Origin of the sequence: Curtobacterium sp. VKM Ac-1393 (assembly GCF_015350995.1) — a bacterium.
In the GTDB taxonomy this organism is placed as follows: domain Bacteria; phylum Actinomycetota; class Actinomycetes; order Actinomycetales; family Microbacteriaceae; genus Curtobacterium.
This window is the reverse complement of sequence record NZ_JADKRW010000002.1, coordinates 665,582-679,457: the sequence shown is the minus strand read 5'-3', so window position 1 is coordinate 679,457 and position 13,876 is coordinate 665,582. Positions and strand designations below refer to the sequence as shown.

The 13,876-nt window shown below is 65.0% G+C and carries 15 protein-coding genes, 1 tRNA gene and 1 pseudogene; 8 read left to right on the top strand and 9 right to left on the bottom strand.

What is annotated here, in order from left to right; translation table 11 throughout:
• Together ITJ59_RS07060 and ITJ59_RS07055 are read left to right on the top strand one after the other, a co-directional pair.
• Positions 1 to 339 (top strand): annotated as a pseudogene (locus ITJ59_RS07060) (hypothetical protein); the annotation flags it as partial.
• Between the two features lie 145 nt (positions 340 to 484).
• Complete coding sequence (locus ITJ59_RS07055; protein ID WP_323749430.1) at positions 485 to 1,372, top strand: alpha/beta fold hydrolase; 888 nt, start codon at positions 485 to 487, stop codon at positions 1,370 to 1,372.
• A 55-nt stretch (positions 1,373 to 1,427) separates the two neighbouring features.
• On the opposite strand, the gene ITJ59_RS19780 is transcribed toward ITJ59_RS07055, so the two are convergent.
• Positions 1,428 to 1,652, bottom strand: coding sequence for a cold shock domain-containing protein (locus tag ITJ59_RS19780; RefSeq protein WP_194650364.1), 225 nt, complete (start codon positions 1,650 to 1,652; stop codon positions 1,428 to 1,430).
• 48 nt (positions 1,653 to 1,700) lie between these two features.
• Positions 1,701 to 2,051, bottom strand: coding sequence for a hypothetical protein (locus ITJ59_RS07045; RefSeq protein WP_194650363.1), 351 nt, complete (start codon positions 2,049 to 2,051; stop codon positions 1,701 to 1,703).
• A 231-nt stretch (positions 2,052 to 2,282) separates the two neighbouring features.
• Here ITJ59_RS07045 and ITJ59_RS07040 point away from each other — a divergent pair, with 231 nt between their 5' ends.
• Positions 2,283 to 2,537, top strand: coding sequence for a hypothetical protein (locus ITJ59_RS07040; RefSeq protein ID WP_111086732.1), 255 nt, complete (start codon positions 2,283 to 2,285; stop codon positions 2,535 to 2,537).
• A 30-nt stretch (positions 2,538 to 2,567) separates the two neighbouring features.
• Here ITJ59_RS07040 and ITJ59_RS07035 read toward each other — a convergent pair whose 3' ends face one another.
• On the bottom strand, positions 2,568 to 3,467 hold the full coding sequence (locus ITJ59_RS07035; protein ID WP_194650362.1) for a hypothetical protein: 900 nt from the start codon (positions 3,465 to 3,467) through the stop codon (positions 2,568 to 2,570).
• Between the two features lie 1,013 nt (positions 3,468 to 4,480).
• Between ITJ59_RS07035 and ITJ59_RS07030 the strand changes: the two genes are divergently transcribed.
• On the top strand, positions 4,481 to 5,479 hold the full coding sequence (locus tag ITJ59_RS07030) for an HNH endonuclease (protein ID WP_194650361.1): 999 nt from the start codon (positions 4,481 to 4,483) through the stop codon (positions 5,477 to 5,479).
• Between the two features lie 432 nt (positions 5,480 to 5,911).
• Here ITJ59_RS07030 and ITJ59_RS07025 read toward each other — a convergent pair whose 3' ends face one another.
• From ITJ59_RS07025 to ITJ59_RS07015, 3 genes are read right to left on the bottom strand one after another with little or no spacing between them, the layout of a single operon-like run.
• Positions 5,912 to 6,256, bottom strand: a complete 345-nt coding sequence (locus ITJ59_RS07025; RefSeq protein ID WP_194650360.1) for a hypothetical protein — start codon at positions 6,254 to 6,256, stop codon at positions 5,912 to 5,914.
• Positions 6,253 to 6,897: a GIY-YIG nuclease family protein gene (locus ITJ59_RS07020; protein ID WP_194650359.1), complete on the bottom strand. Its 645-nt coding sequence runs from the start codon at positions 6,895 to 6,897 to the stop codon at positions 6,253 to 6,255. The genes ITJ59_RS07025 and ITJ59_RS07020 overlap by 4 nt, the downstream gene beginning before the upstream one ends.
• On the bottom strand, positions 6,884 to 8,128 hold the full coding sequence (locus ITJ59_RS07015; protein ID WP_194650358.1) for a PIN domain-containing protein: 1,245 nt from the start codon (positions 8,126 to 8,128) through the stop codon (positions 6,884 to 6,886). The genes ITJ59_RS07020 and ITJ59_RS07015 overlap by 14 nt, the downstream gene beginning before the upstream one ends.
• 399 nt (positions 8,129 to 8,527) lie before the next feature.
• Here ITJ59_RS07015 and ITJ59_RS07010 point away from each other — a divergent pair, with 399 nt between their 5' ends.
• From ITJ59_RS07010 to ITJ59_RS07000, 3 genes are all read left to right on the top strand, one after another.
• Positions 8,528 to 8,716, top strand: a complete 189-nt coding sequence (locus ITJ59_RS07010; protein ID WP_194650357.1) for a hypothetical protein — start codon at positions 8,528 to 8,530, stop codon at positions 8,714 to 8,716.
• Between the two features lie 351 nt (positions 8,717 to 9,067).
• Positions 9,068 to 9,706, top strand: coding sequence for a hypothetical protein (locus ITJ59_RS07005; RefSeq protein ID WP_194650356.1), 639 nt, complete (start codon positions 9,068 to 9,070; stop codon positions 9,704 to 9,706).
• 19 nt (positions 9,707 to 9,725) lie between these two features.
• Positions 9,726 to 10,889, top strand: coding sequence for a helix-turn-helix domain-containing protein (locus tag ITJ59_RS07000; protein ID WP_194650355.1), 1,164 nt, complete (start codon positions 9,726 to 9,728; stop codon positions 10,887 to 10,889).
• Positions 10,890 to 11,177: 288 nt separating this feature from the next.
• On the opposite strand, the gene ITJ59_RS06995 is transcribed toward ITJ59_RS07000, so the two are convergent.
• Positions 11,178 to 11,633: a hypothetical protein gene (locus ITJ59_RS06995; protein ID WP_194650354.1), complete on the bottom strand. Its 456-nt coding sequence runs from the start codon at positions 11,631 to 11,633 to the stop codon at positions 11,178 to 11,180.
• Between the two features lie 181 nt (positions 11,634 to 11,814).
• On the opposite strand from ITJ59_RS06995, the gene ITJ59_RS06990 reads away from it, so the two are divergent.
• On the top strand, positions 11,815 to 12,453 hold the full coding sequence (locus ITJ59_RS06990; RefSeq protein WP_194650353.1) for a hypothetical protein: 639 nt from the start codon (positions 11,815 to 11,817) through the stop codon (positions 12,451 to 12,453).
• Positions 12,454 to 12,536: 83 nt separating this feature from the next.
• Here ITJ59_RS06990 and ITJ59_RS06985 read toward each other — a convergent pair whose 3' ends face one another.
• Positions 12,537 to 13,082: a hypothetical protein gene (locus ITJ59_RS06985; protein ID WP_194650352.1), complete on the bottom strand. Its 546-nt coding sequence runs from the start codon at positions 13,080 to 13,082 to the stop codon at positions 12,537 to 12,539.
• A gap of 557 nt (positions 13,083 to 13,639) precedes the next feature.
• Positions 13,640 to 13,713: transfer RNA gene (locus tag ITJ59_RS06980), tRNA-Pro, on the bottom strand.
• Between the last annotated feature and the right edge of the window lie 163 nt (positions 13,714 to 13,876).

Below are 13,876 nucleotides of genomic sequence, written 5' to 3'. Positions count from 1 at the left end.
TGGTTCGAGTTCGCCCGGCAGAACCTCGAGCGGATGCGCTTCGGACCCGTCGCGCTGGTCCCGGGGATGACGATCGCCCCGGTTGCCCTCGATGCCGTGGCAGCGGTGATCGCCGACGTCGTGGTCGGCGAACGCTCCGCGCGAGAGGTCGAGGTCGCAGGCCCCGAAACCACGACGCTGTGGACGATGACGAAGGCGCTGCCCGACCCCGGGGTGATCCCGGCGCTCCTGCCGATCCCGGGCCGGATAGGACGAGCGTTCCGCGAGGGCGCGCTCCTACCCAGTCCTGGCACCGAGGTCGTCGGCCCACGCTTCCGAGACTGGAGCACCGAGAGGTGAATCTCGACGGCGGACCGGCCGGTGAGGCATCGACCACCGGACGGCTGACCATCTCGCTGCGCATTCGGGAACAGCGGACCAGAACGGTCGCTCCTCAGACCGCGTCGGCCGCCCGCGGGAAAGCGCTCCGAGGTGGGATCCCAGTGTGTGGAACGATCGACGGGTGGAAGATCGGCAGCTGACCCAGGAACTTGCTTGGCGTGGAAGAACTGTCCGATGGGACCGCATCGGGTCAGGGCCGGCGCTGGTGTTCCTGCACGGGACGCCGTGGTCGTCCTTGCTCTGGCGTCCGATCGCGCTCCCGATGGCCGGGCGGTTCACCGTCTACCTCTGGGACATGCCGGGGTACGGCACGTCGTCCAAGGATCCGTCGCATGCTGTCGACCTCGGGACTCAGGGCGAACTGTTCGCAGCGCTCCTCGAACACTGGGGACTCGATCGGCCGCACGTCATCGCGCATGACTTCGGCGGCGCCGTCGCGCTCCGAGCGCGTCTCCTCCACGGAGCCAGATTCGCATCGCTGTGCCTCGTCGACGTGGTGGCGCTCGCTCCCTGGGGATCACCCTTCTTCAAGCTCGTCCAAGAGCACGCTCGGGTCTTCGAGCAGCTTCCTTCAGCGGTGCACCGAGGTGCCGTAGAGGCCTACATCAGCGGCGCCAGTCACAAGGGCCTCCGTGTCGACGAGCTGCGGATGCTCGTCGATCCCTGGTCGGACGAGGAAGGTCAGCCGGCGTTCTACCGTCAGATAGCGCAAGCAGACGAGCGCTTCACGACCGAGATCGAAACGCAGTTGGGCAGGCTCACCGAGCCCGTGCACATCGTCTGGGGGGCGGAGGACACCTGGATACCCGCGGACCGAGCTCGTCGACTCAACGACGCCATCCCGCACGCCTCGGTCACACTCATCCCGGAAGCTGGGCACCTCATCCAGCTCGATGCGCCAGCAGCGCTGTCCGCCGAGCTCACCAACTGGATGGCCACCACCGACGCTCGCACCGAAAAGCGCGAAGCTGCCGTTCCCATCGCGGAGTAGCGACGAAGAGGTGTCCCGGCGCGCCATCAGCACACGGACGGAGTCCCTGCTCGGCTCAGATCGGCGTGACGTCGTGAGCGCGGAAGAAGTAGCCGTCCTGCCCCGATGGGTACGGCTCGACGTCGAACCGAACGCGATCCCCGGGGTGGAGCGTGTGATTCCCGCCCGTGCTCAGGTTCGCGAAGTGCACGAACACCTCAGACGGGACATCGTCCGAACGGAGCGCACCCCACCCGTCCTCATCACTCCACCAGACACACTCGCCCACGACGTTCCGCATGAGCAGACGCTATCGCTGAGTGCGATCCGGTGAACGATCGGTCAGCGATCAGAACTGTCGCACGGTCCGCACGACGTTGGGCAACGTGATCGGATCGAGCACCCCGTGGTGGACTGCCCACACCACCCACAGCATCTGGGCGGGCAGGGCGACGACGATCAACACCGTCATCGCGGCCATCACTCTGACGGTCCATCGCAGGACAGCTTGCGGGCCGAACCGTGCGGACCGATCGAGCCGCTCGGAAAGCTGCCACCCGATCACCGCGGCCGCGCCGGTGATCGCGACCAGCCACCATGTCGGATGCGACTGGAAGTCGAACCCACGGTCTGGCACGCCGGGCTGTGTCGCCGAGACCTGCCATGCCGATGCGACGGCTTGCACGACCACGAACATCACGGTCCATCCGGCCAGGCGAGGCCCGTCGATCGACACCGGACCGAGTCGGCGCTTGCCGCCGTGCCGCGCATCGGTCGTCGGCGTTGTGGACATGAGATGAGCATGGCAGAACAACCACCCGTTGCAACGACCCGTTCGAGCCGAAGAGTCGGCGTCAGATGGGTCGGTGCTGAGCTGCTCCGCGGGTTAGCATCGCCCTGGGGCGGATGGTCTGCCACCGAGGGGGACACAGTGTCGGACATCATCGCGGTCGGGGAACACAAGAAACGGGTGCAGTTCAAGCTCCGCATCCAGATGGTCGCGTTCATCGCGGCGGTCGTCGGCGGCGGAGCGTTCGGGATCAACGGCGCCGCTCACCTGAACAGTGCCGCGCTCGGGGCGATCGGCCTCGTGGGATTGGGCGTGGCGATCATCGCGTACGTGTGGTCACGCATCTACGGGCTCGTCATCATCGCAAAGCACCAGGGACCGCCGAACCTGCGCTGACCGCGGTCCGGGTGCCGCACTGCAACGCGCTCAGTGACAGGCCGTGTCGAGGGCGACGATCCGGCTGGTCGAGCCGATGCCGTCCCCCCACGTGAAGCTTCCGTGCAAGTCCGGAGACCCGGACACGTCGTCCGTGAACTCCAGCCGGCTCGAGCTGGCATCGACCTTCTGCTCCTGCAGATCAGCACCCGGCACGGTCGCCTCGACCGCTGCCCGCACTGCCGCGGCGGCGCGGACCGGGTCGACGGAATCATCGAGGAAGAGGTCCCACCGGTAGAACACGCCCGCCTTCGGACCGTATCCCGCATCGCAGTGCCCCGTTGACGGTGTGACGCGGACAGACCGCGCCGCGGCCGACCCCGTCGGCAGTGGCTGCCCCGCCGGGACGATGTCGTCCGGTGTGATCGCCAGCGCATCCAGTACGGCTTGGCTCACCGCGTCGAGTCGCTGCTTCGTCGCGGCCCGGCGCGCGGGAGCGTTGCGTTCCGCAGCCCGACCCGCCGGCGAGGCCGCGCTCTCCGATGCTCGGGCCTCGGCTCTCGCCGTCGCCAGCACCTCTGACCGCGGGTTCTCCCGCTCGTACGTCGCCTGCAGCCGCACCGAGGTCCGGATGATCGTCACCGACCCCGGGACGATCGTGCAGAGAGCGATACCCAGCGCCACAGCTCCGACCAGGAGCGCTGCACCCGGTGTTCCACGAGTCCGCCGCACGTCGACGATGCCCCAAACGAGCGCCCACCCGGGGATCCCGACACCGAGCACGATCGCGACGATTCCGTAGCCAGCGAACCCACCGGGACCGCCGCCGTCACCACCGTCGCCGCCGTCCTGCCCGTAGCCGGCCAGGAGACCGCCGAGGAAGTACGGCACGAACGCCACCAACAAGGCCACCAGCGCCGCGATCGCGAGGACGACGGAAACCCCGCCCACCCGTCGTCTTCCTCCCGGCCCACTGCCCGACACTTCGGTCACACCACTCCCCCGTCACTCTCTCCCGTTGCCAATCATGATGGGTGTTTCCGAGCGCGTACAGCGCTACCCCTCCACCCGTTCGCCGATCGGTTACCGAGACCGTCTGAGAAGCCGCAAGTAGATCGTCATGCGCCACCCCGCCGAAGCGGCCAGGACGAACATCAAGACGGCGAGCCAAGTTGATCCGGTCGACGAAACGACCTTGTCAATCCCGACGACCAAGCAGGCGATGCAGGCGGTGAGTGCAGCGGCCAGCGCGATGCGAGCAGTTCGTCCGGCTCCTCGTCGTCTGGCTCTCATTGCCAAGGAGCTAACTCGCTCACGCCCGTTGAGTGCTCGACTACCGGACTGCTGCGCTACTCGGCACCGAGGCTGCAACGTGATGGGGCCGTGGGATGTACGGAGAGTGAGTAGCGCTGAGTCCTTCGCGGTTGCTGCATCGCATCGCCATTCTGAGTTCAAGCGCCGGACTCGTCGCACGATCGTCCGAGAACTCGTCGGCTGAGCGAGAGCGATCCCGCCGAGGCTCAACGAACGCCGTCTTGGCAGCGCGCCTCTGCCCCGCAGGGGATCCGCATCCGGCACCAGTGCTTTGCGAGCGGCACGCTTGACCCTCCCGGCTTGGGCGCAGATGCCGACCCGACCGCAGAGCGTGGGAAACCTCCTGATAGTTCCTTGCAAGCAGTTCGGCCTCGCCAGCACGCCTCGGCCCGTTCTCGTCGCAGAAGGTCCTGCTCGGATGCCTTGGTGATGCGGTGCGAGCCAGGCAACGAACGCCTGACCGCGTCCGCGCTCTCACGCTTGCTCTGGAGGGCCTCGATTGCTCGACCGCCGATTCCACCGAGTACCACGGCGAGGGTGAGCTCTGGCCCTCGAAGTGGTACTCACGACAGCCCGCGTGGCACTGGCAGAGTGATCAATCTGTCTTGTCAGTCGCCTCTGCGGCTGAGCATCTACCGGGGGACCAAGCCATGCCGAAAGCACTGTTCATCACGCTGCTCATCGTCGTCCCGGCCCTTGCCGTCGCAACGTCCGGCAGCTTCCTGCTTGGCGTGTTCGCGTTCTTCTTGGTGCTCGTCGCGAACCCGATTGTGCGATCGATCCGCAAGGCTCGGTACTTCGGGTCTGAGCACTTCAAGGGCCTGCGCGCCGAGGTTGCTGCTTTGGTGAGCGAGCACAACGCTGTCGTCGACTACGTGTCGGAGATGCGCGCTGAAGGCTCCTTCGAACTTGGAGCGTCCACAAGTGGGCAGTACGCGCACCTGGCAGGGTTCGTCAATGAGTCAAGGTGGAACAACCGACGCGACCGGCACGTCGCGGAGTTTGCCCCGCATGTTCACCACGCCTCTCTCCAAGTCGTCCGCAACGCTAAGATTGAGCCGATCAAGTACTTGATGAAGTACTTCGGGATCAAAGCAGACCAAGCAACACTTGCTGAAGTGCAGCGCGTTTCAGAAGACATTGCGCGCCTTGAAGATGCGGTTGCCAACGTACGAGGGCGTGAAGCCGATCTGACTGCCCGGATCGCTCCGCCGCAGTTCATCCTCAAGCACTTTTCGACAGAGTTCTGGAATCAGCTAGGCGCGCACCTCACACCGATCGAAGTGCCCTACCCGAAATACAGGTTCGAATACACATCAGCAGGCGGGAACAGTTCACAATCCGCTCCTATTCGACTCGACACCCCAACGCTCGAAGCGTTGTCGCAGGTGCTCGTCGAGAAAATCCGCTGGGGGAAGTCCGCAGCTGGCCAGCGGGCGCTGATGACGACCCGTCTTCGCACCTTCATCAAGAGTCGGGACAACTACGCGTGCCGATACTGCAAGATCTCAGTAGCCGCGGAGCCTCACTTGCTTCTCGAGGTTGACCACATCGTGCCGGTATCACGAGGAGGTCTGAGCGCCCCCGAAAACCTACAGACGCTCTGCTGGCGCTGCAACCGGACCAAGGGCTCGAAGATCCTCGCGTAACGATTCCGATGGTGCGCGTGCTGGTCTCAAACGTCTCGATAACCGGTCCGCCCACCGACCTCGGTGTCGGACTCGGACAGGACGCATTTGCGAGAAGGCTTCTGTCTCACACAAGTGGTTCGCTGATCGCCGCAGCCAGGGAGCCCTGTACGTACGACCCACGAGAGCCGCCGAAACGACGGAAACCCACCGAGATCCTCGGTGGGTTTCTTCGTGGTGTCAGATACGTTTCGGTGGGCCGTCTTAAGAACCTCCGGATTCTCAAGACCATGTGGTCGCCGAAGGCCCAAGACAAGGCCGTATCCCGCGACGGGCATCGGTCTATCCTTCGACGCGGATCGCGGCCCGGATGACGGGCCGCTGATCAAGTGTTTCTCCGGTCGCCGTTCTTGTGTGTTGAGCCGATCTGCGAGTACCCCTTCGTAGGATCCGTCACGACGACGCTTCTGCCACGGCGGCCTGCTGCGAGCGGAGCACGTGCACCAGTTCACTCGCCGTGTCCCATCTCGCGCTGAACACCTCAACGTGGGAGGCCGACGTGATCCGGATCGTGCCTCGTGACCCCTCGCGCGTGAGCGACACCGTTGCCACCTGACGCAGGTCAGCCGTCCAGCTGCGCCGCTTCGAGGTGTAGATGACCCGTGCCGCGGTCACCGAGAGCAACCCCTTGGTCGCCGGGATGATCGTCTTCGCCTCGGCGACACGAAAGACGACCTCCTCGGCGAGGAGCGCCGCGTAGAGCCGCTCACGCTCGGCGTCCCCGCGCGAGCCGTTCACTGGTCACGCTCCGCTCCGCGAGCGGCCTGTGCGGCCGGCCGCCACGCCTTCGCCTCGGCACTCATCGCCTTGCACGCTGCCGAAAGCCGCGCGAGCTTCCGCGAGTTCTTGTCGATGTTGATCACCGGCGTGAAGTGCCGGATGAGCTCAGACTCGACGTCAACGAGCTTCACGTGCATCTGCACCGGTGCCGCCCAGACCGCGAGCGAGAGGTGCGCGTGCATCCACGCCGTGAGCTGCGCGTCGCCATCGCCCGCCAGCGAATACTTGTCGAAATACCCCGGGATCTCCAGGTTCCGCGGCACGCCGCGCAAGTCGAGCCGGTCCAGCAGCAGCGCACCGCACGACCTTCGCACGGTGGATTTGCCCGTGCTGGCTGTAGCGTCAGGTATCGCCGCGAAGTGGTCTTTCAGATCGCGCTCCACGAAGCTCGTCTCGGCGTTACCAACGTAGATCGGGAGGTCCGGCGCGCTGCGGGCCTCGGCGTCCTCGAAAAGGCTCAGCTCTCGGTGCGCTTGCTCGTCGCCGTAGTTCGCGTAAAGGCCCTGTCTCGCTGGCACGTGCGCCGGCGCATCGGTGATCGGCCAGCGGGTCGCGGCTAGCACTGCAACCGCATCCGCGGCGAGGTCAGACAGCGTCACGAGGGTCTCCGGGGTCTGGATCGAGTTCGATGTCTCCGCGATCAGGGTCAACCTCAGCGCCGCTTGGTTCGGAGTCGAGCTCGAAGTCGAGCTGCGCGCTGGTCGGATCAGCCGGTCGCGACGGTCTCGGATTGTCCTCAAGGACGATGTAGGTGACCTGGAACGCCGCAGGATTTTCGATGTCAATGTCGACGGTGACCCGCGCTCGAACTTCGTCGGACTCGCCGAACAAGTCCCCCGCTTCGATCGAGAGGACCACGTCTGCACGGCCCGTGACGGTATCGCCGTCCGGTGCATCGAACTCGAAATCGGACTCGAGGTCGTACCCGTAAATCGAAAGGTCCCCTCCAATCGCAGGAAGCTCGAACTGTACCCAGTCCGGCAGACCGTAGTCGCCGCCATAGGTCAGTTCTTCGTCCATCGGCTGGCCAACCAGCTCGTCGAGAGCTTCCGTCGCCACGCGAACCAGCTCCGCTCGACGAGAAGCGTCGAACGCGTACCCGCGAAGCAGAGACGCCAACCCCTGTGCCTCGTCATCGGCTGGCGCCGACGCGGCTCGTGCTTCGGCGGCCAGTGCCTCGGCTTCGGCGGCCGCCGCACGGACGTCCTCGACGACGTTTGCGACCTTCTCAACCAGAGCCACCCGATCCCGGGCGATGCCTCGTGCGTCGAGATCCTCGAGCAGGTGCCGATGCAACTCTTTCGGAACGTCGTCGTCGATGAACCCCTTGTCCGCCGACACAAAGAAGACGGTGTCCGCGATCGCGTCCTTGTCCTCCTCCAACACGTCCAGGACAATCTCCCAGATCACGGCGTCGCGGAAGCCGTAGGACTTCTTGCCGCCGAGGGTCTCCATGAACGGTCGGCGCGCCGCGAGATCGCGATCAACGAGCGCCCGAGTTCGATCCGCGGGGACTGACGTTACGCTCACGCCGCTCGTTGCGAGCAGCCTGATGCGCGAAGCATCCGTCTTCGCACCAAGGCGGTCGAAAGCCTCGTCGATCGTAATCGCGCTGATGTCGTCGCCGACCTCGCTCAGCGCGCTCTTGGCCTTATCACGCTTCGACCTGAGGGTATTACGGTCCTGCCGATCGAGTTCGTCAACGACGACCTGAGGCAGCACCACCCGGCATTTGCCCGACTTCACGAGATCGACGAGGTTCCTGCCCGCGACCGACGTCATCCAGTCGTGCCCGAAGAGCGCGTTCGTGTCCGGGACGACGGTGATCATCGCTCAATCATGCCGGATCAATGACATCAGGTCTTCCCGACGCGCGATCCCGGCAGGTCGGAGACAGCCGATCCGACATTCCGCTGTTCGATGCTGTGCCGGCCTCGCTTGCCCTGAATGCCGGCACCGAAGCACGCCGAGCGGCGACACACTCCCTCGATACGACCGACCTGCGCGATGCGCCGCCTTGGCTCGAGGCTTGGGAGCGCGCACTGCCCTGAGGTTCCGTCTCAGCTAGCGATCGACTGCCGGACAGGGCGATCTATTGCTCCCATCGAAACCTCCACCCACCGGTGGAGGTCTTCTTGTACGACCACTCTCCTCCCTCTTGCCATCAGCACAGCGGACGAACGGCACCGCCGCGTGCTCGAACAGCTCTGGACGATGTTTCGTCACGAGATGTCCGCGTTCACCGGTGCACTCCCCGACGAACGGGGACGCTTCCGACGGGAACGACTCAACGCAGGCCTCTCCACACCAGGCTGGTCCGCGCACATCTTCCACCTCGGGCCGCACGCCGTCGGACTGGCCGTCCTGCGAGGGCTGGACACCGAAGAGCACATCCTCAGCAGCTTCTTCGTCGCGTAAGGCGTACAACGGTTCCGGATCGGGCGCACCGCCGTGGAGCACCTCACCGCAAGACACCCTGGGCGAGGTCGGGGGTCTAGCTCGGCACGGTCTAGGACAGAAATGTTTTTCGCTACCTCCGGGCCGTATCGAAGGCGACCGCATGGTGTTCCGCGTGGTCGACTCGGCGAGCATCGTTAGACCAACTATCGCGGCCCCAGGTCGGTCTTATCGTACCCACGGTAATCCTGGTCGACGAGCCACGGCTTCCGACCCCCGCTTGCGACACGCCGAGCCTGACTGGAAGTGCTAATTCTTTCACTCGGTGCGCTAGCCTGAAGATCCCACCGGCCGCGATAGAGGGAACTGCACATGGCGATCCACACCCCGAGGACCCGCGAGGAGCTCGCTGGCCTCCTGTCCCCGATGCGCCTCACGGCCGAGGTGTTCGAGCGCGCCGTCGCCGTCGGTGCAGCGGAGAGCCGCACCTTCTCGCAGGGTGCCCCGAAGTCCGCGCCGAACATGACGCGCTGGTTCCGAACGGTCGAGTTCATGCACGAGCAGCTGATGCTGCTACAGCTCGACTGGAAGCGCTCCAACCCGCAGAACCTGCCCTACTTCTCGCAGACCGACCTCAACATGGGGTTGATCACGAGCAGCGGTGATGAGTTCACAGGCGTGCCCTGGGGAACCTCGCCCAGCACCAAGAACCCGAAGGGCTCCGCCTTCGCCAAGCGCGTCGATGAGAACGGCCAGGGCGCGCTGTTCGGCCAGCAGACGGACGACGGCGCTGAAATCGAGGTCAAGTACCTCTGGATCTTGCTCTACAACGAGCGCGACGGCATGGTGTACCTCGAGCTGTCCCGTCCGAAGTCGATGGCCGGCAAGCAGATCGACAGCTGGCTCGACCGCATCATCTTCCCGCCGTTCGATCTCGCGCTCGGCGCATTCTCGTTCGACGAGGACGAGGCCGATGACGAGGGCACTGGCTTCACCATCGCCCGTCGCTGACGGGACGAGGTTCTTCACGATGAGCATTGCCTTCATTCCGGCGCGCCTTGAGATGGCTCGTGCCATTCGGCAGATGACAGCTACCGACCTGGCGGTAGCGGCGAGCATTAGCGCACCCTGGATCTCACAGATCGAGAACGTCAAGAAGACTCCGGGGCCTGACCTCGTCCGGGAGCTCGCCCGCGTCCTGAACTTCCCGGTCGAGTTCTTTTACCGCCCGGTCAAGGCCCAGCCGCCGTCCGACGCCTTCCATTTTCGTGCGACATCGAAGCTGGCAAAAAAAGATGAGGCGACGGCGCGGAGCCTGTCGACACTCGCCATCGAGCTGTCGGATTGGATCGAGGCGACCTATCACTCGCCTGCGCCGACCGTCCCTGAAGTGCAGGATCTGATTGGTTCAGACGACGAGCTCGCGCCGGAACAAGCCGCGGAGGCCGTTCGCGGTGCGTGGGGACTGGGCGTCGCGCCCATCAGGAACCTGCTGCAGCTCCTGGAGTCGAAGGGGGCCAAGGTCTATTCGGCGGGCGGCCCACTGCAGGCGATCGACGCCTTCTCGTTCCGCCATGGGTTAGCCCCAGTTATCTTCTTGAACGTCCACAAGTCCGCCGAGCGCCTCCGGTTCGATCTAGCGCACGAACTGGGGCATCTCGTCATGCATGGCGGGTCGCTCAACGTGGAACCCGGCAAGGAGAAGGAGCAAGCGGCGAACGACTTCGCCAGCTCGTTCCTGATGCCGCGTTCCGACGTCATCGGCGCCATTCACGGCAATAACCTGATGCTCGAGGACGTGCTGATGCTCAAGCGCCGCTGGCGCGTCAGTGCGATGGCTCTCAACCTGCGCGCTCACCGGCTCGGCGTCATCTCCGACTGGACGTACAGCACGCTTGCCAAGCAGCTCTCGATGGCTGGCTTCCGCCGCGGTGAGCCAGGGTCGGATCTGCGTTCCGAGTCGTCTAGTCTCCTCACTCAAGTCATGAGCGACATGCGTAGCCGCAGTCAGGGCTTCGCAGAGATCGCCCGACTTCTCGACGTCCGGGCGCAAGACGTCCAAGACCTGATGCTCGGGATCGTAACGTTCGCCATCCAGGGCGATGGAGTTGTGCACTCTCGGAGCACGGCCGATCTTCGCGACGCGTCGCTCGCGCCCGTTGCGGACCTAAGTGCAAGGCGCAGTCGTTCTTAGTACCGATTCAGTCCGTGACGTCGGCTGTTGAGCGCAGCGCGACCCACTCCCCCGGAGCAGACCCAGCGTTCACCGTCTCGCAGCCGTATCTCGCAAGAGTTCGGTGGCTCTTGCATCATGGTGGTCGATTGCGAGACAGGGCCGAAGCAGCTCCCGAGTGCAAGGAGAACAGCGTCGTCGGCGGCTGCAGAACCGCTGGTGTCGGTGTTCGAAAGCCGGTCGGCTGTCGACGCAGCGCGGTCTCGTTGACGCCGTAGTCGGGTGACGAAAACGGATTGGCAAGCGGGACTAGTCAGATATCGCAGCGCGAAGGCTTACGATATGTCTTGTGAAAGACCAAATGGTCGAGGCGCCGCGGTTGGTCGTCGACGTTGGGCCTACAGCACGTCGCCGCCGGGTCTGCGCTAAGTCAACCGGGCGCTTCGGTATGCCAAGCCAATCGCTGGCCAGGTCGCGGTTGTCCACGTGGATTCTGACCGGATCAATCCGGTGCCGCGCGGGCGCCATCGGAGCTGGTCTAACGAGCTTCTCAGGAGTGAGCGCATCGGGGTCGTCATCGGTCGCATCGACAGCCAGGTACACGCGTCCCTCCATGACGAGTGGCGGCCGGACTTTCCCGACCATTGAGCTCCGACCCAGCACCTGCTTGGGCTCGGCGCCGACCATTTCACCGCAGCGGTGCTGCACGACGAACGCGACTCGGACGTGACCCACGTCCTTCTCACCGGCGATGTCATCGGTCACTGACGAGAAACTACGCAATCTCGCGCGGAGAGTGTGGCGTGGCATCGAGCTCGGTGCACGTCGATTGGACCGTGCGGCCCACAGCCCGAGCGGGCCGGTCATTGAACCGGTCGACCCGGACCAGATGCCCTCCCAGGTTGTCGGATTGAGCCTCAAAGCAGTCGCCGACCACGCTCGGACGATGAGCCTGGCGATCACGGACCTTCGGATCGGCCCGTCAACGGCGACCGTCGCACGCGGTGCGATGGAGAACTTCGCGAGACTGCACTGGATCAGCGTCGGCGAGACCCCGGACGCTGTGCGAGCACGCGCACTGCACGTCCTCCGCAAGGACGTCCGCGACTCCGGCAAGCAGGCGCGCTTCAGGTCAAAGCGGCCCGGTCGACCGACCCTGACGCAGGAGCAGTACCTCGAGGCGATCCAGGAAGGTATCGACGAGTTGCAAGTCCCCGGCCTCGACTGGTCTGTCTCGCGAGCCATCGCGGACATCTCGAAGGAGAAGTGGCCCCAGCTCGACCCGAAGACGCCGTACTCGACACTCTCTGCCATCGCGCACGGTGGCGTTCCTGGCCTAGGTCAGCTCGTGGTTGACAATGAGCTTCAGCTGCCGCGTCAGCAAGTCATCAATCAGGTCGGTTTCGTGCTCGGCGTTGCCGACGTCGCCGTGCACACGTTGCAGCGCTGCCCGCTGCCGATCCTCCCGCCCGGCTGCGTTTCGGGTCAGTGGGAGTCGATCATGACTGAGCTGGACAGTGTGATCAAGACGCTGATGGCGGAGGACGGCTTGGGTGAATCGGAACAAGCCGAGCCCCGCGCGTGAGCGGTGACGGCTCCGGCGCGCAGCCGATAGGTCGGGCGGGTACCGGTCAGTGACGCGCAGCCAATCGTCAAACCTCGGGATCGCTAGCCGCTGCGCTGCGCGGCCTCTCCACTCGTGCTCCCACTCGCGGATCCGCGACAGGCACCGTGCCAGGTAGTCGGCGGCGTAGGCAGACCATCAAGCGTTGTAGTCGATCGTGTCGCTGAGGACGTCGTCCCCGTTATTGAGAAAAGGAGCGAGAGCAGCCGCCGTCCCGCGTCGATGGCGTTGGGGTCATCTCCCCAGTGCTGTCGGTGGAGCTCAGCGCAGTCGTCGTCAAGGCCGGCCTGCGCGGTGGCTGCGGCCTCGTCGCGGTCGTACTGGATGAGGAAGTGCTGCTCGGCACAGCGCCGGAAGTCTGCATCGGTGCGGAGCTTGCGGATGATGGCGATCTGGAACGCAAACACGTCCGGCTCGTCCAGGAACGGTTCGACGCGGTAGAGGGCCCGGAACTGCCGCTTGTCGCCCGGGCCTGCGAGGAGGTGGTCGTAGAGCTCGCCGACGCCGCGGCCGTTGAGGTCGAGCCAGTCGAGGACGATCTGCATCTCGCGGCGGCGCTCGTTCAGGTTGCGGTTCTGGTGGGAAGCCATGGTGCGGCCCTTTCGCGCCACCCATCCAGCGCGTCCGCGACCGCAAGTACGCCAACTCTTACACCGCGACCCTGCCCGGCGGGGCTCCCGACGAGGTTGAACTCGCCAGACGCAGAGAGAAGAAAGCCGAGGCTGCGCGGAGGAAAGCAGAGATTCGAGTGACTTCACGAACACCGCTTCGGACCTGATCCTTAGGGAGCGCATCTCCACGATTCGCGACCTACAGACTCTCAGCCGCGTCGTTTCGGAACGCCCAAGGCGCAAGCCGCCCATTCGATCCATGCCGCTCTCCGAGTGAGACGCCCGGCGCACCGCTGTCGAACCTGATGAACCCGGTTCCGGCGCTGATCTCGTCCTTTCGGGGCGCTCCGGCGCGCACGAAAACGGCCGTCAACGGGTGGGACGGTCGCCGAGCGCACCGAACGGCGCAATGAGCGGGTTGCTCCGCCCGGATCGGTCCGCCTCCGCGCAACAAGAAGGCCCTTACCTAAGCAAATCGGTAAGGGCCTTCTTGTTGCCGTCGAGTTCTTAACACACTAACTACGACGACCCCTCGGTCGGGCTGACAGGATTTGAACCTGCGACCCCTTGACCCCCAGTCAAGTGCGCTACCAAGCTGCGCCACAGCCCGCGAGTTCCGGAGAACTCAAGATCCCGGAGGACCCTCGCCCACGTCCGACCGGAGCGCGAGCGACCGGTCCAGCATAGCGGACGTCAGACGCCCTCCGCGCCACGGCGAGTCGCACCGAACGAGCACCGAACGGGGAAAGACCACGAGCAAAGACAACGAGCAC